This window comes from Streptomyces cinnamoneus (assembly GCF_014650495.1).
Taxonomy (GTDB): Bacteria; Actinomycetota; Actinomycetes; order Streptomycetales; family Streptomycetaceae; genus Streptomyces; species Streptomyces cinnamoneus.
This window is the reverse complement of sequence record NZ_BMVB01000004.1, coordinates 412,072-430,258: the sequence shown is the minus strand read 5'-3', so window position 1 is coordinate 430,258 and position 18,187 is coordinate 412,072. Positions and strand designations below refer to the sequence as shown.

At 75.8% G+C, this 18,187-nt stretch carries 15 protein-coding genes; 5 read left to right on the top strand and 10 right to left on the bottom strand.

Going from position 1 to position 18,187, the window contains the following annotated elements; all coding sequences use genetic code 11:
- Window positions 1-11: 11 nt before the first annotated feature.
- From IE182_RS08985 to IE182_RS08970, 4 genes are all read right to left on the bottom strand, one after another.
- Window positions 12-620: a GTP-binding protein gene (locus IE182_RS08985; RefSeq protein WP_190109132.1), complete on the bottom strand. Its 609-nt coding sequence runs from the start codon at window positions 618-620 to the stop codon at window positions 12-14.
- A gap of 139 nt (window positions 621-759) precedes the next feature.
- Window positions 760-1,173 carry a DUF742 domain-containing protein gene (locus tag IE182_RS08980; RefSeq protein WP_190109131.1) on the bottom strand — a complete coding sequence of 138 codons (414 nt, stop codon included), beginning with the start codon at window positions 1,171-1,173 and terminating at the stop codon, window positions 760-762.
- Between the two features lie 8 nt (window positions 1,174-1,181).
- On the bottom strand, window positions 1,182-1,637 hold the full coding sequence (locus IE182_RS08975; RefSeq protein WP_190109130.1) for a roadblock/LC7 domain-containing protein: 456 nt from the start codon (window positions 1,635-1,637) through the stop codon (window positions 1,182-1,184).
- On the bottom strand, window positions 1,634-3,982 hold the full coding sequence (locus tag IE182_RS08970) for a sensor histidine kinase (RefSeq protein WP_190109129.1): 2,349 nt from the start codon (window positions 3,980-3,982) through the stop codon (window positions 1,634-1,636). The genes IE182_RS08975 and IE182_RS08970 overlap by 4 nt, the downstream gene beginning before the upstream one ends.
- Before the next feature lie 217 nt (window positions 3,983-4,199).
- Between IE182_RS08970 and IE182_RS08965 the strand changes: the two genes are divergently transcribed.
- Entirely contained in the window at window positions 4,200-4,550 is a 351-nt protein-coding gene (locus tag IE182_RS08965) for a hypothetical protein (RefSeq protein WP_190109128.1), read from the top strand.
- 36 nt (window positions 4,551-4,586) lie between these two features.
- On the opposite strand, the gene IE182_RS08960 is transcribed toward IE182_RS08965, so the two are convergent.
- The 5 genes from IE182_RS08960 to IE182_RS08940 form a co-directional block, all read right to left on the bottom strand.
- Complete coding sequence (locus IE182_RS08960) at window positions 4,587-9,296, bottom strand: coiled-coil domain-containing protein (protein ID WP_190109127.1); 4,710 nt, start codon at window positions 9,294-9,296, stop codon at window positions 4,587-4,589.
- 32 nt (window positions 9,297-9,328) lie between these two features.
- Window positions 9,329-10,216: a hypothetical protein gene (locus IE182_RS08955; protein WP_506417121.1), complete on the bottom strand. Its 888-nt coding sequence runs from the start codon at window positions 10,214-10,216 to the stop codon at window positions 9,329-9,331.
- Window positions 10,217-10,316: 100 nt separating this feature from the next.
- Window positions 10,317-11,840 (bottom strand): hypothetical protein, encoded by a 1,524-nt coding sequence (locus IE182_RS08950; protein WP_190109125.1) that lies wholly within the window; start codon window positions 11,838-11,840, stop codon window positions 10,317-10,319.
- Window positions 11,841-12,018: 178 nt separating this feature from the next.
- Complete coding sequence (locus IE182_RS08945) at window positions 12,019-12,987, bottom strand: DUF979 domain-containing protein (protein ID WP_190109124.1); 969 nt, start codon at window positions 12,985-12,987, stop codon at window positions 12,019-12,021.
- Window positions 12,984-13,691 (bottom strand): DUF969 domain-containing protein, encoded by a 708-nt coding sequence (locus tag IE182_RS08940; RefSeq protein WP_190109123.1) that lies wholly within the window; start codon window positions 13,689-13,691, stop codon window positions 12,984-12,986. The genes IE182_RS08945 and IE182_RS08940 overlap by 4 nt, the downstream gene beginning before the upstream one ends.
- Window positions 13,692-13,865: 174 nt before the next feature.
- On the opposite strand from IE182_RS08940, the gene IE182_RS08935 reads away from it, so the two are divergent.
- The 4 genes from IE182_RS08935 to IE182_RS08920 are packed head-to-tail and all read left to right on the top strand — an operon-like array spanning window position 13,866 to window position 16,796.
- On the top strand, window positions 13,866-14,510 hold the full coding sequence (locus tag IE182_RS08935) for a GntR family transcriptional regulator (RefSeq protein WP_190109122.1): 645 nt from the start codon (window positions 13,866-13,868) through the stop codon (window positions 14,508-14,510).
- The gene (locus IE182_RS08930) at window positions 14,507-15,286 is read left to right on the top strand and encodes a LamB/YcsF family protein (RefSeq protein ID WP_190109121.1); all 780 of its coding nucleotides are present in this window, start codon (window positions 14,507-14,509) and stop codon (window positions 15,284-15,286) included. The genes IE182_RS08935 and IE182_RS08930 overlap by 4 nt, the downstream gene beginning before the upstream one ends.
- Entirely contained in the window at window positions 15,283-15,924 is a 642-nt protein-coding gene (gene pxpB, locus IE182_RS08925) for a 5-oxoprolinase subunit PxpB (RefSeq protein ID WP_190109120.1), read from the top strand. Before IE182_RS08930 ends, pxpB begins: the two co-directional genes overlap by 4 nt.
- Window positions 15,921-16,796 carry a 5-oxoprolinase subunit C family protein gene (locus IE182_RS08920; RefSeq protein WP_190109119.1) on the top strand — a complete coding sequence of 292 codons (876 nt, stop codon included), beginning with the start codon at window positions 15,921-15,923 and terminating at the stop codon, window positions 16,794-16,796. The genes pxpB and IE182_RS08920 overlap by 4 nt, the downstream gene beginning before the upstream one ends.
- Window positions 16,797-16,985: 189 nt before the next feature.
- Here IE182_RS08920 and IE182_RS08915 read toward each other — a convergent pair whose 3' ends face one another.
- Entirely contained in the window at window positions 16,986-18,131 is a 1,146-nt protein-coding gene (locus IE182_RS08915; protein WP_190109118.1) for a glycosyltransferase family 4 protein, read from the bottom strand.
- Window positions 18,132-18,187 lie beyond the last annotated feature (56 nt).

Sequence of the window (18,187 nt, the reverse complement as noted above, 5' to 3'; positions counted from 1 at the left end):
GGGCGGGCCGCTCATACGGCCGCGGGCCGGCGCTCCTCGGTCCCGGCGGTCAGGGCGTGCTCGACCACGGAGACCAGGACGTGCTTGACGGACTCGCGGTCGCGGGCGTCGCACAGGATGACGGGCACCTCGGGGTCCAGGTCGAGCGCGTCGCGCACGGCCTCCTCGGGGTAGCGGACCGCTCCGTCGAAGCAGTTGACGGCGAGGGTGAAGGCGATGCCGCGCCGCTCGAAGTAGTCGACGGCGGCGAAGCAGTCGGCCAGCCGCCGGGTGTCGGCCAGGACGACCGCGCCGAGGGCGCCCTGCGCCAGCTCGTCCCACAGGAACCAGAAGCGGTCCTGGCCGGGGGTGCCGAAGAGGTAGAGGACGAGGTCGTCGCGCAGGGTGATGCGGCCGAAGTCCATGGCGACGGTGGTGGTGCGCTTGGCCTCGACGCCGGAGGTGTCGTCCACCGGCCGGCCCGCCTCGGTCAGCAGTTCCTCGGTGCGCAGCGGCTTGATCTCGCTGATGGCGCCGACGAGGGTGGTCTTGCCGACGCCGAAGCCGCCGGCGACCAGGAGCTTGAGGGCCACCGGGGTGACCGTGGGCCGTGTGCGGCGGTCAGTGCGCCCGAACACCATGGGAAATTCCTCCGATTCAGGGTCAGTGCGGCATCGCGCTCCCCCCGTGGTAGTGATCGTTCCGCAAGGACGGTCACCTCGACAACCCCCGTCCGGCCCCTTGGCCGGAGCCGGCCGGTCCGCCGGCTCCGGTGGCCGCTCACAGCGCCCGCAGGCCGGCGATCACCTCGCGCAGGATGCCGGCGTCGGGCAGCTCCGCGGGCGGGACCGGGCGGGAGACCTTGACGTAGCCGGCGTCGATGAGGTCGCCGACCAGGACGCGCACGACGCCGACCGGGAGGTCCAGGTCGGCGGCCAGCTCCGCGATGGACCGCGGTTCGTCCAGGGCGAGCTCGGCGATGTCGAGGTGTTCCGGTGACAGGGTCCGGTCGGCGATGGCGTGGGCCCCGCCGGGGTGGGCGACCAGGAAGTCCTCGGCGACGACGAGCGCGATCAGGTCGAGCCGCTCCTCGGCCCGGCTGCGGGTGCGGCCGCGGGTCATGGCGTACGGGCGGACCACGGGGCCCGCCGCGTCGTCGTACCAGCGGGCCTCGTGCGCGGGGTCTCCGGTCATGCCGCCCGTCACTCGTCGGCGACGCCGGCCCGCGGAGCGGTGGCCAGGTGCGTGCCCACCCGCTTGACGAGCAGCGTCATCTCGTAGGCGACCTGGCCGATGTCGGAGTCGGCGTCGGCCAGGACGGCCAGACAGCTGCCGTCGCCCGCGGCGGTGACGAACAGGAACGCCTGGTCCAGTTCGACCATGGTCTGGCGGACCCCGCCCGCGTCGAAGTGCCGGCCCACGCCCTTGGCGAGGCTGTGGAAGCCGGAGGCGACGGCGGCCAGGTGCTCGGCGTCCTCGCGGGTGAGCCCCTCGGAGCTGCCGGTGGCCAGGCCGTCGCTGGACAGGACGAGCGCCTTGCTGATGCTGCCGACGCGCTCGACGAGTTCGTCGAGGAGCCAGTTGAGCTCACCCGTGCCGCCGGCCTGCCGGCCCGTGGCCGACGGAGCGTTGCGTATCACGGCCTTCGGTGCGGTCATCGACCGTCCCCCTCAAATGTTGTTCCTGGTGCGGTTGTGCTCTGTGAGTTCGTCACGTCATGGTGCCCCGGCGCCTCGCCCTGCTCGCGCCCGCGCTGCCAGCCGCGCTGCATGGCCGCCATCCTGGCGCGCACCTCCTCGGCGTCGCGGTCGTCGCCGGGGCCGGCCGGGTCGGGCACGGGCCGGGTGCGCGCGGCCGGGCCCTCCTTCAGCTGCGGTACGAGGCTGGCCTGGCGCACCCGGCGGGGAAGGCCGCCGGGCGGGGTGCGGTCGGGGTCGGGGCCGTCGGGCGCCTGGTGGTGCTGCTCGCCCGGCCCGCCGTCGAGCGGGCGCACGGCGGCGGGTTCCGCTGCCGTCTTCCCGCCGGGCGCCGGGCGTCCGGGGCCCGTCCTGCGGTGGGGCAGGGGCAGGCCGCCGGTGTCGTCGCCGCCCGGGCGGCCCCCGCCGAGCGGCAGGGTGTCGGTGAGCAGCAGGGAAGGAATGAGGACGACGGCCGTGGTGCCGCCGTACGGGGAGGGCTGCAGCGAGACGCGGACGCCCTGGCGCTGGGCGAGCCGGCTGACGACGAACAGGCCCAGCCGGTCGGTGTCGGACAGCTCGAACTCGGGGGTCTCGGCGAGGCGCAGGTTGGCCTCCAGCAGCGCGTCGGGGGTCAGTCCGAGGCCGCGGTCGTGGATTTCGAGCGTGAACCCGTTGGAGACCCGTTCGCCGACGACCTGGACGGTGGTGTGCGGCGGGGAGAAGACGGTGGCGTTCTCCAGCAGCTCGGCCAGGAGGTGGGTGAGGTCGGCGACGGCGGGGCCGTTGAGGGCGAGGCGCGGCAGGCGGCGCACCTCGATGCGTTCGTACGCCTCGACCTCGCCGACCGCCGCGCGGACGACGTCCATCAGCTGGATGGGTTTGCGCCACTGCCGGGAGGGGGCCGCGCCGGAGAGGATGACCAGGCCCTCGGCGTGGCGGCGCATGCGGGTGGTGAGGTGGTCGAGGCGGAAGAGGTCGGCGAGTTCGTCGGTGTCCTCGGTGCGCCGCTCCATGGTGTCCAGCAGGGTGAGCTGACGGTGCAGCAGCACCTGGCTGCGGCGGGCGAGGTTGACGAAGACGTCGGAGACGCCGCGGCGCATGTCGGCCTGTTTGACGGCGGCCTCGACGGCGGCGCGCTGGAGCGTGTCGAGGGCCTGGCCGACCTGGCCGAGCTCGTCGGAGCCGCGCTCGCGGCGGGGGGCCTCGGCGTCGACGTCGACGTGCTCCCCCGCGGCGAGGCGGCGCATGACGGCGGGCAGCCGGACACCGGACATCTCGTGGGCCTCCTTGCGCAGCCGGCGCAGGTCGCGGACGAGGCCGCGGCCGACGCGCAGGGAGATGACGAGCGAGCAGACGAGGGCGGCGAGGCCCAGGACGCCGGCGGCCGCGGCCTTGGAGAGCACGCCGACGGCGGCGGGCCGCACCCGCTCGCCGAAGCGTTCGGCGGTCTCGGTGCCCATCCGGCCGAGGTCGTCCAGGACGGGGGTGGCGGTGGCCTTCCAGCGCTGGGCGTCGATGACGTGGGGGGCCCGGGCGGCGCCGGCGAGGATGACGGTGTCCTCGGCGGAGCGCAGCGCGTCCGCTCCGGCACCGCGCCAGTAGTCGTCGAACGCCTTCTGGTCGGCGTCGGACAGGACGGCCAGGTGGGTGGTGTAGAGGATCTTGCGCTCGGCCACGCGGTCGGAGAAGGCGCGCAGGTCCTGCCGGCTCATGCTGCCCGCGGCGAGCGCGGCGGCGAGCAGGGCGTCCTCGCGGGAGAGGGCCTCGCGGGCGCGGGCGATGCCGACCAGGGCGCGCCCCTGCCGGTCCATGCCGGCGTCCTTGAGGGCGCTGAGGCTGCCGAGGAAGTCGTAGTAGGGGTCGACGAGTTCGTTGAAGGACTGCAGCGCGCTGTAGCGGGTGACGGTGTTGTCCTCGACCTTGCGGCGCAGGCCCTCGATGCCGTCGAGGGTCTTCTCGATGGCGCGGAAACGATTCGCCGCCTCGGCCGGCACGTCGTCGCGCGCATCGTCGCCGACCCGCGAGCGGAAGGAAGTGACCATCCTGTCGGTGGCGCGCTGCCGCTCGCGCAGCTCGGCCAGGGCGTCGGCGCGACGGGGGTCGGCGAGGTAGACCATGGTCTGGCGGCGCTCCTTCTGCAGGGCGCGCACCATGTCCTCGGCCGGGAAGCCAACCTTCCGCATCACGTCGCCGACGGACAGCAGCCGGAGGGCCTCGCTGCCGGTGATGACGGTGGCGAAGGCCCACAGCCCCGTCAGGGACACCAGTGGCACCAGCAGCAGCGCCACGATCTTCCGGCGGATCGACTTCCCGCGCAAGCGCATGGCCTCCCCTCCGTCAGCCCCGGCGCACGGGGGTGGTCTTCCGACAGTAACGCGGCGTGAGCCTACTACTGCGGGGTACGCGGCTCGAAGGCCAGTACGGCCGACGGACGGGGGTCTGGCCGGATTACCCCTCCGGGAGGGAACCTTTGGGGGTCATTGTTCGCTCTTCTCCTGGGGAGACGGACCCTTGGGCAGCCACTGGGGGAGGTGAGCCGCCATGGACCAGGACCGCGACGTCAGGTCGTACGCCCGCAGGCCGTTGTGGGTCGAGGAGCCGGCCCGCAGGCCGCGGATGCCCGATCCCGTGCGGACGTCCGCCGTGCGGGCGTTCCTCATCGTCGCCGTGACGCTCATTCAGACCATGGTCGCGATACTGCTCGCGCTCACCGGGTCCTGGTTCGCCTTCCCCGCGGTGCTGTGCGCGGTCGCGTGCACGGTCGCCGCGACGTGGGCGGTGCTCGACGTCTGGGTGACCCGTCAGGTGTGGCTGCAGCGGCACGGCGTGGTGTCCGCGCCGAGCAGCACGGCGCGCGAGGCGCGCCGGATCCGGCGGCCGCGCTACCCCTGACGGTGCGCCAGGGGACATAGCGCGGCCGCCCGGGCGCTACACCCCGGCCGGCACCGGCCCCGCCGGGCCGCTGTCCTCCTCCACGGGCCGGCGGAACATCCGCGTGGCCGTGATCTCTCCGTGCACCTTCTCGGCCGCCCCGTCCTCACCGGTCCGCGTCTGCGGAAGGCCCGGCCGCAGGTGCTCCTCGACGCTGATGTACTTCAGCCCCGCCCGCAGGTCCGCGTCGTTGCGCAGCCGGATGACCAGCGGGAACTCCGCCAGCGCCGTGGTGTCGAACAGGCCGGTGGTGTACAGCAGCTGGACGCCCAGCGCGTCGGCGACGGCCCGCTGGAGCTCCAGCAGGTACGTGGCGTTGGCGCGGCCGATGGGGTTGTCGAGGAACAGCGTGCCCGCGTGCCGCTGCTTGTCGCGGCCGCGGTCGTTGCTGCGCAGCGCCGCCATGGTGCAGTACAGCGCGATGGCGGCGGTCAGCAGCTGGCCGCCGGAGAACACGTCGCCCATCTGCCGGACCGGCACGCGCTCGGCGCGCAGCACCGCGTCGGGCTTGAGGATCTCCACGGCCACGCCGCGCGGCAGCAGCGCCGCCTGCACGCCGCGCAGCAGCAGCGACATGCCGTCGCGGCGCAGGTCGGAGTTCTTCTTGACGGCGGAGCGGGTGGCCTCGTCGATGACCTCGCCGAGCCGCTCGGTGAGCGTGGACTGGTCGGGGTCCTCGAAGCGGATGCGCAGGAACTCCTGGCCCGACCACTCCCCCAGCCCCTCGGGCAGCCGCGACAGGCGCTGTGCGGATCGCAGGGTGGTCAGCGAGGACTCCACCAGGCCGCGCAGCCGGTCGACGATGCTGTCGCGGTTGCGCTCCAGCTGCTCCAGCTCGTCGGTCAGCACCCGCAGCCGGGGCGCGAACGCCTCGGCCCAGGCGGTGGCGTGCTCCGGCAGGGCCGCGGCGGGCAGTTCGCGGATCTGCTGGCGGGCGGGGGTGCGCACCTGCTCGTAGCGGGTGGAGTTGGCGTGGCGTACGAGCACGTCGCTCGCCTCGCGCACCGCCGTCTCCGCCGCCGACAGGTCACCCGCGCAGCCGCGCAGGGAGCGCCGGGCCTCGGCGGCGGCCTGCCGGGCCTCCTCCAGCGTCCCGCTGTAGGGCTCGGACTGCTCGGCGTCCTCCTCCGGGGCGTTGTCGCGCAGCAGGTCGCGCAGGAGGGCCGCCGTGTCGTCGAAGCCGGTGGCGGCGTCCTCCGCGGCGCGGTGGGCGCGCAGCAGGTCGCCGTGGGCCCGGCGGGCGTTCTCCAGGGCGTCGGTGCGGGCGGCCAGCTCGGTGGTGGCGGTGCGCAGCAGCTCCTTGGCCCGGTCGGCGTCCGCGGGCACCAGCTCCTCGGGGAGCTCGGTGTGGGCGTCGCCCTCGGCCGGGGCCAGCCGCTCGGCCTCGCCGCGCAGCCGGCCGAGCTGCTCGCTGGCCGTGGACGCGCGCGTCTCCAGCATCTGCACGAGCGATTCGGCGCGGGCGGCGGCGGCCTGGCGGGAGGGCCCGTCGGCGCCGTCGGTGCCCTCCAGGAGCTGGGCGGCGCGGGTGCGGACCTTGTTGGTGAGGCGGTCGAGCTCGGCGCGGGCGGCGCTCTCGTCGCTCTCGGCGCGGGCCTGTTCGGCGCGCAGGTCGGCGCCGACGCCGACCTTCTCGTAGAGCTGCGAGGCGGCGCGGTGCGCCTCGCGCAGGGCGGGCAGCGAGGCGGTGGGCGGCTCGGTGCCCTCGGGCACGTCGTCCGGGGCGCCGGCGATCTCGGCGCGCTCGGCGCGCAGGGCGCGGGCCGTGCGGCGGGCGTCGTCGCCCGCACGCTGGGCGGCGCGGCGGTCCTCGTCGGCGGCGCGGGCGCGGTCCACGCACGCCGCCGCGCGCTCCTCGCTCTCCGCGGCCTCCTCGGCGAGCTCGCGCAGCCTGGTCTGCCAGTTGGCGCGCTCGCGCAGCCGGTAGGCGAGACCGGCGAGGGCGTCGGCGACCCGGCGGGCGCGCTGGGCGGTCTCCTGCCGCTCGTCGCGCACCCGGGCCGTCTCGGCGGCGATCTCGTCGGCCTCGGCGCGGGCCGTGCGGGCCTCGGCGAGGGCTTCCTGCGCGGCGTCCGCCAGGCCGCGGCAGCGGCCGGCCTCCGCGGCCAGCTCGGCGAGGGCGCCCTCGGGGCAGCCGGCGCGCCAGGACGCGAGCCGGGCGGCGAGCGTGCGGTCGCCGGCCAGCCGGCCCGCCATGGTGCGGATCTCCTCGTCCCGGGCCATGGCGCGCTCGCGCAGCGCGTGCCGCTCCTCGTCGGCGGCGCGCTCGTCGTGCATGGCGGGGTTCGGCGGCACGAGGAAGACGCCCCCGTCCTGCGCGCCGGCCGCCGGGGCGGGCGCCAGAAGGGCGGCGGCGGTGCCGACGGCGACCGCGGAGCGGGGCAGCAGGGAGGCCGCGCCGAGCACCTCGCGGGCACGGGCGTGGGAGCCGGCGTCGGTGATGACGACGCCGTCGACGAGCTCGGGGCGGGCCGCGAGGACGGCCGCGTGGTCGGCGGGGTCGACGGACTGGGCGAGGTAGCGCCAGCCGGGCAGCGCGGGAATGCCGTGCTCGCCGAGGTACTCGACGGCGGCCAGCACGTCGGGGCTGGGCGGCAGCAGGCCGCCGTCGCCGAGTGCGCCCAGGATGCGGGAGTCGTCGGCGGCGGCGGTGCGCAGCTCGAACAGGTGCCGCTCGGCGGCGGCCACGTTCTCGTCGAGCAGCTCGCGCAGCGCGTCGGCGCTGCGGTCGAGGTCCTCGGCGGTGAGCCGGCCGTCCGCGCCGTCACCGGCCGCAGCGAGGGCCGCCGGGGCGTCCGGGGCGCTGCCGCGCCAGGTCTGGCCCGCGGTGCGCTGCGCCGGCAGCCGGCTGGCGGCCGGGGCCTGCGGCAGGCCCAGGAGTTCGACGACGCGCTGGTCGGAGGCGATCGACTCGGCGGCGCGGCGCTCGGCCTCGTAGGCCGACTCGGCGGCCGTGGCGGCGTCGGAGGCGCGGGCCGCGGACAGCTCGGCGCGGGTCTCGGCGGCGGCCGTCTCCTTGGCCCGCTCGGCTGCCCGGCGGGCCGCCTCGCGGGCCGATTCGTACGCGGCCACGGCGGGCTTCTCGGCGTCGCTGGCAGCGAGCGCGGCGCGGGCCGGGTCGGCGTCGGGGGCGCTGTCGTCGAGCCAGCCGGCGCGGACCGCCTCGGCGGTCTCCTGCTCGACCTCGGCCAGGCGCTGGCGCAGGTGCCCGGCCTCGCTGCGGGCGCGCTGCGCCTCGGTGGCGGCGGCGGTGGCGTCGCGGTGGGCGGCCTCGCCGGTCTCCTGCAGGACGGCGGAACGTTCCTCGTGCTCGTTGGCCAGCCGCTCGCCCTCCTCGGCGGCGGCGTTGAGGGCGCGGACGAGCTCGGTGGCGGCCTGGGAGCGGGCCGCGAGCGCCGGGGCGGCGTCCCGCTCGGCCTCGTGGATGGCGGCGGCCACGCGCGCGGAGCGGTCGGCGGCGGCGCGGTGCCGCAGCACGGTCTCGGCGGCCTGCCAGGCGGAGTGCAGCGTACGGGCGTCGTTGAGCTCGCGGCGCTGGGCGGCGGCGGCCTTCTCCGCGGCGGCCAGGGCCAGGGAGGCGTGGCGGTAGGCGAGCTCGGCGGCGACCAGGGAGTGGCGGCCGCGCTCGGACTCGGCGTCGGTGACGGCGTGCGCGGCGGCGGCGACCTGCTCGGCCAGCTCGGCGGCCCGGCCGCGCTCCTCGGCGCCGCGCCCGGAGAGGCTGCGGGCCAGGGCGCGGGTGCGGCGCTCGGCGGCGGCGTGCACGCCGCGGGCCTGCTCGCGACGGCCGCCGGCCTCGCCGATGCGGGAGAGCAGGTCGAGGGAGCCGGCGGTGAAGTCGCGCTCGGCGGTCAGCTCGGCCCGCCGGCCCAGCTTGTGGGCGAAACCGTGCACGAGGTCGGCGAGGCCGTCGGTGTCGCGGGTGTCGGTGACGGCGCGCAGCAGCAGGTCGGTGAAGTCGGAGTCGTTCTTGACGGCGAAGAGGCCGGCGGCCTCTCCCTCGTCGGCGTTCATCTCGCGCTGGTAGCGGAAGAGCTCCGGGTCCAGGCCGAGCTCGCCGAGGTGTTCGTTCCAGCGCTCGTGGATCTCCTCCCACACCACGTCCAGGTTGGGGTACGCCTTGCCGGCCTCGGTGAGGGCGTCGCGGAAGCCCTTCATGGTGCGGCGGCGGCCGCGCGCGCCGGAGGCGCCGTCGGCCGTGGGCCGCATGGCGGTGGACTCGGCGACGGGCAGCGAGTCCAGGCTGAGGCCGGGGCCGGGGCGGAAGGAGTACCACGCCTCGGCGAACTTGCGCGGGTCGTTGGAGACCTGGCGGCCGCGCCACTCGCTGACCTTGCCGACGACGATGGACTCGCCGGTCAGGACGTGCTGCCACTCCAGGGCGACGTGGCCGCAGTCGTCGGCGAGGAGGAACTTGCGCAGCACGCCGGAGCTGGCGCCGCCCAGGGTGTTGCGGTGGCCCGGCAGCATGACCGAGAAGATCAGCTTGAGCAGGACGGACTTGCCGCCGCCGTTCTCCAGGAAGAGCACGCCGGCGGGGGCGGGGCGGCGCGGCGGGCCGACCGGCTCCTCCTCGAAGAACTCCGCCTGCGCGGGCGCGGGGGAGGGCACCGGCGCGCCCACTCCGCGCAGGTCCAGCACGGTGTCGGCGTAGCGCGCACCGGCGGGTCCGATGGAGTAGAGACGGACCCGGGACAGCTCGTACATGGCGGACTTTCGTTGTCGTGACGAACGGTTGGTCAGGCGGAGTGCTGGTTTTCGAAGAACGGCAGGCCGGCGTCGGCGACCAGGTCGAGGGCGTCGGCGTCGTCCGGCGGCAGCAGGGTGGCGGTGCCGTCCGCGACGGGCACGACGCCGAGCTCCAGCAGCTCGGTCATGGCGGCGGTGCCCGCCATGTCGCGGACCTGCAGCTGGTAGCGGGCCGTGGTGCGGAAGGCGCCGCCGGCGTCGTCGCCGGTGCGCTGCAGGAAGCCGGAGTCGACGAGGAAGGCGACGGCCTTGGCGATGATGCCGGTGGTGGAGCCGGCCAGGCGGCGGGCGTCCTTGGTGGCGCCGGTGGCGCTGCGGCGGGCGTAGACCCGCCAGGCGGCCTCCAGGCCGGGGGCGTCGGTGGCCGGGTCGGTGTTCTCGCCCTGGGCGGCGGCCTTCTCCTCCAGGCGGCGGCACGCCTGGCGGACGAACGCGTCGACGCCGTTGACGGTGATGCGGCCGATGTAGCCGTCGTCCGCGAGGTCCTCGGGGCGCGGGAAGGCCATGGCGGCGACGGCGAGGTGGGCCAGGCCGTGCAGGAAGCGGTCGCCGGAGTCGGCGGTGGCGCGGCGGGCGTAGTCGCCCATGCGGACGGCGAAGACGGAGTCCTCGGCGGCGGTGACGGCCATGCCGGCACGGGTGGACACCTCCAGGACGATCAGCCCGAGGCCGGCGGCCACGGCGTCGGCGAGGCGTGCGAACGCGGGCTCGTCGCGGTGGCGGCGCAACAGCTCGGCGTAGTCGGCGTCCCGGGCGGGCTGCAGCTTGGGCTGCAGCCCGAACGCGATGAGGCGCGCGGCGTCGGCGGCGTCGGCGGGGGTCACCGGGGCGCTGCCGCTCGGCGCTGCGGGGGCCTCCGGCGCGTCCGGCTGCGCCATGTCGTCGGCGGCGTACTCAGTCACGGTTGGTGCTCCTGCTGGGGGTTTCCATGGGCTGTGGTGGATCCGGCACCGCCGGACCGGGCTGCCGTTCGGGACGTCACGTCGCCTCCTGGCGGTCCGCGGCCATGCCGGCCGCGTCCAGCAGGGCCGTGCCGACGATCAGGTCGGCACCGCCGAACTCCGGGTCGTCGAGGACGGTGCCGTCGTCGACGGCGAACAGCAGGGACGGCTCGCCCTGGCGGTAGGCCGTGCCGACCGAGGGGCTCGCGGCGTGCACGGCCAGCAGGGCGACGAGGTAGGGAAGTTCGGGGTCCTGGCGGCGGGCGTCGGCCAGCAGGCCGGAGAGGCGGCGGGGCGCGTCCGGCGGCAGGGCCAGCAGCTCCATGGCGACGGCCAGCTGCTCCTCGCTGAACCGGCTGTCGTCGGGGGTCTCGACGAGGTCGGGCTCCGGCATCTCGGCACCGAGGTGCTCGCGCTCGGCGGGCGGCGTCAGCAGCATGTCGACGAGGTCGCCGACCCGCACCGAGGCGGGGGTGCGCAGACCCGTGCCGCGGGCGAAGAAGGCGTCCGTGACGCGGCCGGCCTGCTCCAGGGGCAGCGGCAGCAGCGGGGCCAGGAGCTGGCCGTACAGGTCGAGGCCGGAGCGGGCGGTGGGCGTCGCGAACGCCTGGCGGTCCTGCTCGGCGCGGAAGAGGGGGCCGGCCTCCAGGAGCCGGGACTGCAGCTGGGTGTGGCGGCGGATGCAGTCCTTGACGATGTCGACGAGCTCGGCGGCGCGCCTCTTGTTCTCGGGGTCCTCCGCCTCGTCGCGCGCCTTGCGGATGTTGGTGAGGATCGCGTTCTCGTGGCGGTAGCGGTCGGCGACGTGGTCGAGCGCCTCGGCGATCATGTCGGGGACGGCCTGCAGCCAGTCGACCGCGCGGACGTTGCGCCGCGTGGCGTCGAGGGTCTTGCGGAGGGTCTCGGCGTACTGGACGGTGCGGTAGCGGGCCTGCTCGGCGGCGAGCTGGGCGTCGGCCAGCCGGCCGCGGCTGATGAGGACCTCCAGCTTGACCTCGGCGGCGATCTGGGCGCTGGTGACGTCCGTGTCGAGGGCGCCGACGAGGACGTTGACGGCCTCGTCGGTGGTGCGCAGGAAGACCGTGCCGCCGGGGCCGGGGACCTCCTCGATGAGCTTGAAGTCGTAGTCGCGCCGCACGTACGCGCCGTCGGCGCCGAACGTGCCGTAGACGGCGCGGAAGCCGCGGTCGACGCTGCCGACGTTGATGAGGTTCTCCAGGACCCAGCGGGCGACGCGCTCGTGCTCGCCGTGGGGCCGCTCCGGCGCCTGGGCGGCGACGCGGGGCTGGAGCCTGGTGACTATCTGCTCGTGGTCGGCACCGGTGTCGAAGTCCATGGTGAGCGTGACGAGGTCGATGGCGGCCAGCGCCACCTCCGCCATGGCGTAGACGCCGAACTCACCCGCGAGGTTCGCCTTGCGCGCGTCGAGGTCGTGCAGGGGGGCGGTGCAGGCGAGCGCACGCAGCCGCCGGGCCAGGCCCTCGTCGGCGGCCGGGCCCGGGGCTGGGCGTGAGGGCCCGTTGAGCTGGGGCGGAACGGCCGCCGGGGCTGCAGAAGTCACGTCGCACAGAGTAGGCGGTCGCACCGACAACGGACGAAACGGCACGGGCCCGCCGGAGTGCGGCGCTCCAGTTTAGGGCGGGCCCCTGCGCACCCGTTCGCAGGGGCCCGGGCCCGCGCACAGGGCCGGACCCCATCGGACCGCATCGCACCGGCCTGGACCGCACCGGACCAGACCATCAGACCGCAAAAGCGGACATGATGGCTATATTGCAGCCGAGCAGGAGGAACGCGGTCGGAAGTTGCGCCTTGATGGGCCCGTACTGGTCCTTCAGCTCCAGCAGGGCGGCGGGCACGAGGTTGTAGTTGGCCGCCATCGGGGTCACGAGCGTGCCGCAGAAGCCCGCGAGCATGCCGACGGCGAGCACGGCGGCGGGGTCGCCGTGCGCCTGCTCCACCAGCACCGGCCAGCCGACGGCCGCCGTCATCACGGGGAAGGCGGCGAAGGCGTTGCCCATGATGACGGTGAAGACGAACATGCCGGTGCAGTAGACGACGACCCCGAGGAAGACGGACCCCTCCGGCAGCACCGCGGTGGTGATCCTGCGGACCTGGTCGCCGACGCCGGCGACGGAGAAGATCGCGCCGAGGGTGGCGAGCAGCTGCGGCAGCAGCATGGCCCACCCCATGGACTCCAGCATCGACCGCCCCGCGTGCAGGGGGGTGGACAGGCGCTTCTCGCGCAGCATCACCATGGCGACGACGAGGGCCACGAGCGAGCCGATGCCGAGCCCCAGGACGGTCTCGCTGCCCTTCTGCAGGACGGGCTCGCCGCCCACGTGGAGCCTCTTGACGCCGACCGCGCACACCAGCGCGACGACGGGGACGGTCAGCGCGGGCACGAAGAGCCGGTTGCCGTGCTTCCGCGCGGCGGCGGCCCGCTGTGCGGCCGTGGTGGTGCGGGGCGTGCCGCGCCCGGTGAAGCCGAAGCCGGCGAGGCCGGCCATGACGAGGACGGCGGCGCCCAGCGGTTCGGCCGGCGCCTTCTTGTCGGCCACCCAGGTGCCGTAGCAGAAGCCGAGGCCGAGCAGGCCCCAGAAGGCCGCGGTGCCCAGGCGCCGGGGGTTGCTCCGGTCGGTGAGCATCTGCGCGGCCATCACCAGGAAGACGCCGCCGACGAGCCAGAAGAACCATTCCGCTTCGATCATCGGGCCACTCCGTCGGGGCGGGCGGGCTCCGGGGCGGGCCGCAGGGTGTGTTCCAGCGTGCGGTCCAGCCGCAGCAGCCGGCAGCCGTGGACGGCGAGGGCGCACAGGGCGGTCGGGACGGCCCAGAGCGCGAGGTCCAGCGGCTCCAGGTGCGTGTGGTAGGTCGTGTTGACGAATCCGGTGATCAGGAGGATCGAGCCGACGGCGAGGAAGACGTCCTCCCCGAAGAAGAAGCCGACGTTGTCGGCGCTCGCCGCGAAGGAGCGCACCTTCTCCCGCGCCCGGTCGGTCAGCGGTCCGTGGCGGCGCTCCGCCGCCCCCTCGGCCATGGGCGCGGCGAGCGGGCGCACGGTCTGGGCGTGTCCGAGGACGCCGCCGAGGCCGACGGCCGCGGTGATCTGGCGCAGCAGGAGGTAGAGGGCGAGGAAACGGCCGGTGGTGAGCCCGGCGAAGCGGGCGAGGAGGGCGCGGGCCTGTTCCTGGAGCCCGTGACGTTCCAGGAGGCCGATGACGGGCAGGGTGATGGCGAAGACGGTCACTGCGCGGCTGGAGGCGAAGCCGGTGCCGAAGGCCGCCAGGACCCGCTGCGGCGAGAGACCGCCCAGCAAGCCGGTGACGATGCCGGCCGCGCCGACCACCAGGAGGGGGTTGCGCCTCGTGGCGAAGCCGGCCACCACCACGAGGACGCCCAGGAGTACGAGCATGCGTGGGCCTTCCGCATTCTCGGACCTCACTCGACGAGGTGAGGCGACTGCGGAGGACGCTAAGATATTGTTCAACAATCCTCAATAGGCAATGCTGAACCCGTCGAAGGCCGAGACGGCTGGTTCCCCGGTACCGGCTGGAACGGCCACTCCGTCGAGCCCGTGGGAGACGCCATGGCCCGATCCACCGCTCAGCGCGTCGCCACGACGCTGCGCGAGCGCATCGAGGGCGGCTCGCTGCCGCCCGGCACCCAGCTGTCGGAGGAGGCCCTGGGCCGCGAGCTCGGGGTGTCGCGCAACACGCTCCGCGAGGCGTTCCGGCTGCTGGTCCACGAGAGCCTGGTGGTGCACCTGCTCAACCGCGGCGTGTTCGTCCGCGTCCTGGAGCCCGCCGACGTCACGGACATCTACCGGGTGCGCGAGGCCCTGGAGACCGCGGGCGTACGGGCCGTCGCCACCGCCCCCGCCGCCCGCCGGGAGGCGCTCGCCGAGGCGGTGGCGCAGGCCGAGCGGGCCGCGGAGGCGGGGAACTGGCTGGAGGTGGGCTCGGCCGACCTGCGCTTCCACCGGGCGCTCGCCGCGCTGGCCGGCAGCGAGCGCATCGACGCCGCGATGGACCGGCTGCTGGCCGAACTGCGGCTGGCCTTCCACGAGATGCCCTCGCCACGCCACTTCCACGAGCCGTTCGTGGCCCGCAACCGTGCTCTCGCGCAGCTGCTCGCCGACGGCGAGCACACCCGCGCGGAGGCGGAGCTGACCACCTATCTGGAGGACGCCCGCCGGCTCATCCTCGACACCATGCGGGAGGCCGACCGATGACCGCACACCCCGCCGCGCCGCCCGTGCTCGACCTCAACGCCGACCTCGGCGAGGGCTTCGGCCGCTGGCACCTGACGGACGACGACGCCCTGCTGTCGGCCGTCACCAGCGCCAACGTCGCCTGCGGCTTCCACGCGGGCGACCCCTCCACCATGCGGCGGGTGTGCGAGCGCGCCGCCGAGCGCGGCGTGCGCATCGGCGCGCAGGTCTCCTACCGCGACCTCGCCGGCTTCGGGCGCCGCGCCATGGACGTGCCCCCCGACGAACTGGCCGACGAACTCACCTATCAGATCGGTGCGTTGCGGGCCTTCGCCCGGGCCGCCGGCTCCGAGGTGACGTACGTGAAACCGCACGGCGCGCTCTACAACCGCGTCGTCACCGACGCCGAGCAGGCGGCCGCCGTGGTCCTGGGCGTGCTGCGGGCCGGCGGACCGCTGCCGGTGCTGGGCCTGCCCGGCTCGCAGCTGCACGAGGCGGCCGTCCGGGCCGGGCTGCCCGTCGTGGCGGAGGCGTTCGCCGACCGCGCCTACACCGCCCTCGGCACGCTCGTGCCGCGCCGGCAGCCGGGGGCCGTCGTGCTCGACCCCGAGGCCGTCATCGCGCGTTCCGTCCGGCTGGCCCGCGAGCAGGCGGTCACCGCGCTCACCGGCGAGGAGGTCGCCGTCCGCGCCCGCTCGCTGTGCGTGCACGGCGACACCCCCGGGGCGGCGCTGCTCGCGCGGCGGGTGCGGGAGGGGCTGACGGCCGCGGGCGTCCGCGTCGAGGCGTTCGCATGACGGGCCCCGGGCACCCCGCGCCGCTGCGGGCGCTTCCCGTCGGGCCGCGGGCCCTGCTGGTGGAGGTCGCCACCGCGGAGGAGGCCCAGGCCCTGCACGCCGAGCTGCTGCGGCGGCGCGCCGCGGGCGCCCTGCCGCCGGTGCGCGAGATCGTTCCGGCCGCCCGGACCGTCCTGCTGGACGGTCTCGCCGACCCGTACGCCCTCGCCGCCGACCTGGCGTCCTGGAACGTGCCGCCGCTGCCGGCCGCCGACGCCGAGCCCGTCGTGCTGCCCGTCCGCTACGACGGCGCCGACCTGGCGGAGGTCGCGGCGCTGTGGGGCGTGGGCGAGGACGAGGTCGTCCGCCTCCACACCGGCACCGTGTTCCGCGTCGCCTTCTGCGGCTTCGCGCCCGGCTTCGGTTATCTGACGGGCCTGCCCGAGCGGCTGCACGTGCCGCGCCGGGCCACCCCGCGCACGGCCGTACCCGCCGGGTCCGTGGGCCTGGCCGGCCCGTACACCGGCGTCTACCCGCGCTCCTCCCCCGGCGGCTGGCAGCTCATCGGCCGTACGGACGCCGTGCTGTGGGACCCCGGACGCGAGCCCGCGGCCCTGCTCGCGCCCGGTACGCGGGTGCGCTTCGAGGAGCGCGCATGAGGAGCGTCACCGTCGTGCGGGCAGGGGCGCTGACGACCGTGCAGGACCTGGGCCGGCCCGGCCACGCCCACCTGGGCGTGCCGCGTTCGGGCGCCCTCGACGAACCGGCGCACCGGATCGCCAACCGTCTCGTCGGCAATCCGGCGCACTGCGCCACGCTGGAGACCACCCTGGGCGGCTGCGCGGTGCGGGCCGGTACGGCCGTGACCGTCGCCGTGACGGGGGCGCCCTGCCCGGTGCGGGTCGACGGCCTCCCGGCGGCGTGGGGTGCGGCCGTGCGCGTGCCCGCGGGGGCGGTGCTCGACGTGGGCCCGGCGCGTGCGGGCGTGCGCAGCTACGTCGCGTTCGCCGGCGGGCTCGCGGTGGAGCCGGTGCTGGGCAGCCGCTCCCGGGACCTGCTGTCCGGCCTGGGGCCGGAGCCGCTGGCCGACGGCGTCGCGCTGCCGCTGGGCGACCCCTGCGGGCCGTCCGCCGGCGCCGACGCCGTGCCCTGGCCCGGGCCGCCCGTCGGCGAGCTGGTGCTGCCGCTCGTCCTCGGGCCGCGCCACGACTGGTTCACGCCGGAGGCGCTGTCGGCGACGCTGCCGGGAGGCGGCTTCCGGGTCTCCGCGGCGAGCAACCGCATCGGCCTGCGGACGGAAGGGCCCGCCCTGGCCCGGGCCCGTACCGGCGAACTCCCCAGCGAGGGCATGGTGCTGGGGGCGGTGCAGGTCCCGCCGGACGGACATCCGGTCGTCTTCCTGGCCGACCACCCGACGACCGGGGGCTATCCCGTGGTCGGCGTGGTGCCCGAACCGGCTCTGGCCGCGGTGGCGCAGGCCCGGCCGGGAACGCCGGTGCGGTTCGTGCCGACGCGGGGACGAGCGGGATGAGCCGTGTGCGGCGCGTACGGACACGAGCCGTACGGACACGAGCCGTACGGACACGAGCCGTACGGACACGAGCCGTACGGGCGGCACGCCGAACGGGCGGCACGCCGAACGGGCGGCACGCCGAACGGGCGTCGCGCACACCCGTACCGGCCCGGGCGCCGGACCCGCGGCACCCCGGGCCGGCGGTCCTCACGCCGGGACCCCCTGCCCGGCACGGCGGGCCAGCACCTCCTCGTAGTGCTCCAGCAGCAGGTCGCCGACCGCCTCCCAGGTACGGCCCCGGACGGATGCGCGCCCGGCGCGGCCGTACTCGGAGCGGGTGCGGCGTGCGGCCTCCAGGGTGAGGACCGCGTCGCGCAGGGCCTCTCCGTCGTAGGGACGGACGAGGAGGCCGGTGCGGCCGTGGTCGACGAGGTCGAGGGGACCGCCGACGGCGGGGGCGACGACGGGGACGCCGCTGGCCTGCGCCTCCTGCAGGGTCTGGCAGAAGGTCTCCTGCGGTCCGGGGTGGACGAAGACGTCCAGCGAGGCGAAGATGCGGGCGAGTTCGTCGCCGGTGCGGGTGCCCAGGAAGCGGGCACCGGGCAGGACGGCGCGCAGCCGCGCCGCGTGCGGACCGTCGCCCGCGATGACGAGGCGGATGCCCGGCAGGGCGCACAGGGGCGCCAGTAATTCGACGTGTTTCTCCGGTGCGAGGCGGCCGACGTAGCCGACGAGCAGCTCGCCGCCGGGCGCGAGCGCGCGGCGCAGGTCCACGTCGCGCCGGGCCGGGTGGAAGCGCTCGGAGTCCACGCCGCGGGGCCACAGCCGCACCCGGGGCACGCCGTGGGCGGCCAGGTCGCGGGCGGCGGCCGCGGAGGGGGCCAGGGTGCGGTCGGCGGCACGGTGGACGGCACGGAGGCGGTACCAGGCGTAGCCCTCGCCCATGCCGAGGTACGTACGGGCGTAGCCGCCGAGGTCGGTCTGGTAGACGGCGACCACGGGCACGCCGAGCCGCGTGGCGGCCGTCATGGCGCGGGCCCCGAGGACGAAGGGGCTGGCGAGGTGCACGATGTCGGGCCGGTGGGCCGCGAGCACGGCGGCCGGCCGGCGGCTGGGCAACGCGATGCGGAACTGCCGGTAGCCGGGCATCGGCACCGACGGCACACGCACCACCGGGCACGGTCCGGCCCCGCTCGCCGCCGCTTCGGGCCCGTCGGCGCCCAGCCGGCCGGCCGGCGCGATCACGAGCGGCTCGTGGCCCCGCAGCAGCAGGTGCCGGGCGGTCTGCCAGGCGCAGTGCGCGACGCCGTTGACGTCGGGCGGAAACGATTCGGTGACGATGACGACACGCATATGCCTGTTGTCGGCGCCCTGCGCGTGGTGCGGGCCACGTGGATCTTTCCGCCCGG

What these genes read in the sequence shown, in the direction of transcription:
- IE182_RS08940 (WP_190109123.1), bottom strand. Translation starts at nt 13,691, where the DNA reads ATGCTCGTACTCCTGGGCGTCCTCGTGGTGGTGGCCGGCTTCGCCACG.
- IE182_RS08960 (WP_190109127.1), bottom strand. Translation starts at nt 9,296, where the DNA reads ATGTACGAGCTGTCCCGGGTCCGTCTCTACTCCATCGGACCCGCCGGT.
- IE182_RS08930 (WP_190109121.1), top strand. Translation starts at nt 14,507, where the DNA reads ATGACCGCACACCCCGCCGCGCCGCCCGTGCTCGACCTCAACGCCGAC.
- IE182_RS08980 (WP_190109131.1), bottom strand. Translation starts at nt 1,173, where the DNA reads ATGACCGGAGACCCCGCGCACGAGGCCCGCTGGTACGACGACGCGGCG.
- IE182_RS08915 (WP_190109118.1), bottom strand. Translation starts at nt 18,131, where the DNA reads ATGCGTGTCGTCATCGTCACCGAATCGTTTCCGCCCGACGTCAACGGC.
- IE182_RS08985 (WP_190109132.1), bottom strand. Translation starts at nt 620, where the DNA reads ATGGTGTTCGGGCGCACTGACCGCCGCACACGGCCCACGGTCACCCCG.
- IE182_RS08970 (WP_190109129.1), bottom strand. Translation starts at nt 3,982, where the DNA reads ATGCGCTTGCGCGGGAAGTCGATCCGCCGGAAGATCGTGGCGCTGCTG.
- IE182_RS08935 (WP_190109122.1), top strand. Translation starts at nt 13,866, where the DNA reads ATGGCCCGATCCACCGCTCAGCGCGTCGCCACGACGCTGCGCGAGCGC.
- IE182_RS08945 (WP_190109124.1), bottom strand. Translation starts at nt 12,987, where the DNA reads ATGATCGAAGCGGAATGGTTCTTCTGGCTCGTCGGCGGCGTCTTCCTG.
- IE182_RS08975 (WP_190109130.1), bottom strand. Translation starts at nt 1,637, where the DNA reads ATGACCGCACCGAAGGCCGTGATACGCAACGCTCCGTCGGCCACGGGC.
- pxpB (WP_190109120.1), top strand. Translation starts at nt 15,283, where the DNA reads ATGACGGGCCCCGGGCACCCCGCGCCGCTGCGGGCGCTTCCCGTCGGG.
- IE182_RS08965 (WP_190109128.1), top strand. Translation starts at nt 4,200, where the DNA reads ATGGACCAGGACCGCGACGTCAGGTCGTACGCCCGCAGGCCGTTGTGG.
- IE182_RS08920 (WP_190109119.1), top strand. Translation starts at nt 15,921, where the DNA reads ATGAGGAGCGTCACCGTCGTGCGGGCAGGGGCGCTGACGACCGTGCAG.
- IE182_RS08955 (WP_506417121.1), bottom strand. Translation starts at nt 10,216, where the DNA reads ATGGCGCAGCCGGACGCGCCGGAGGCCCCCGCAGCGCCGAGCGGCAGC.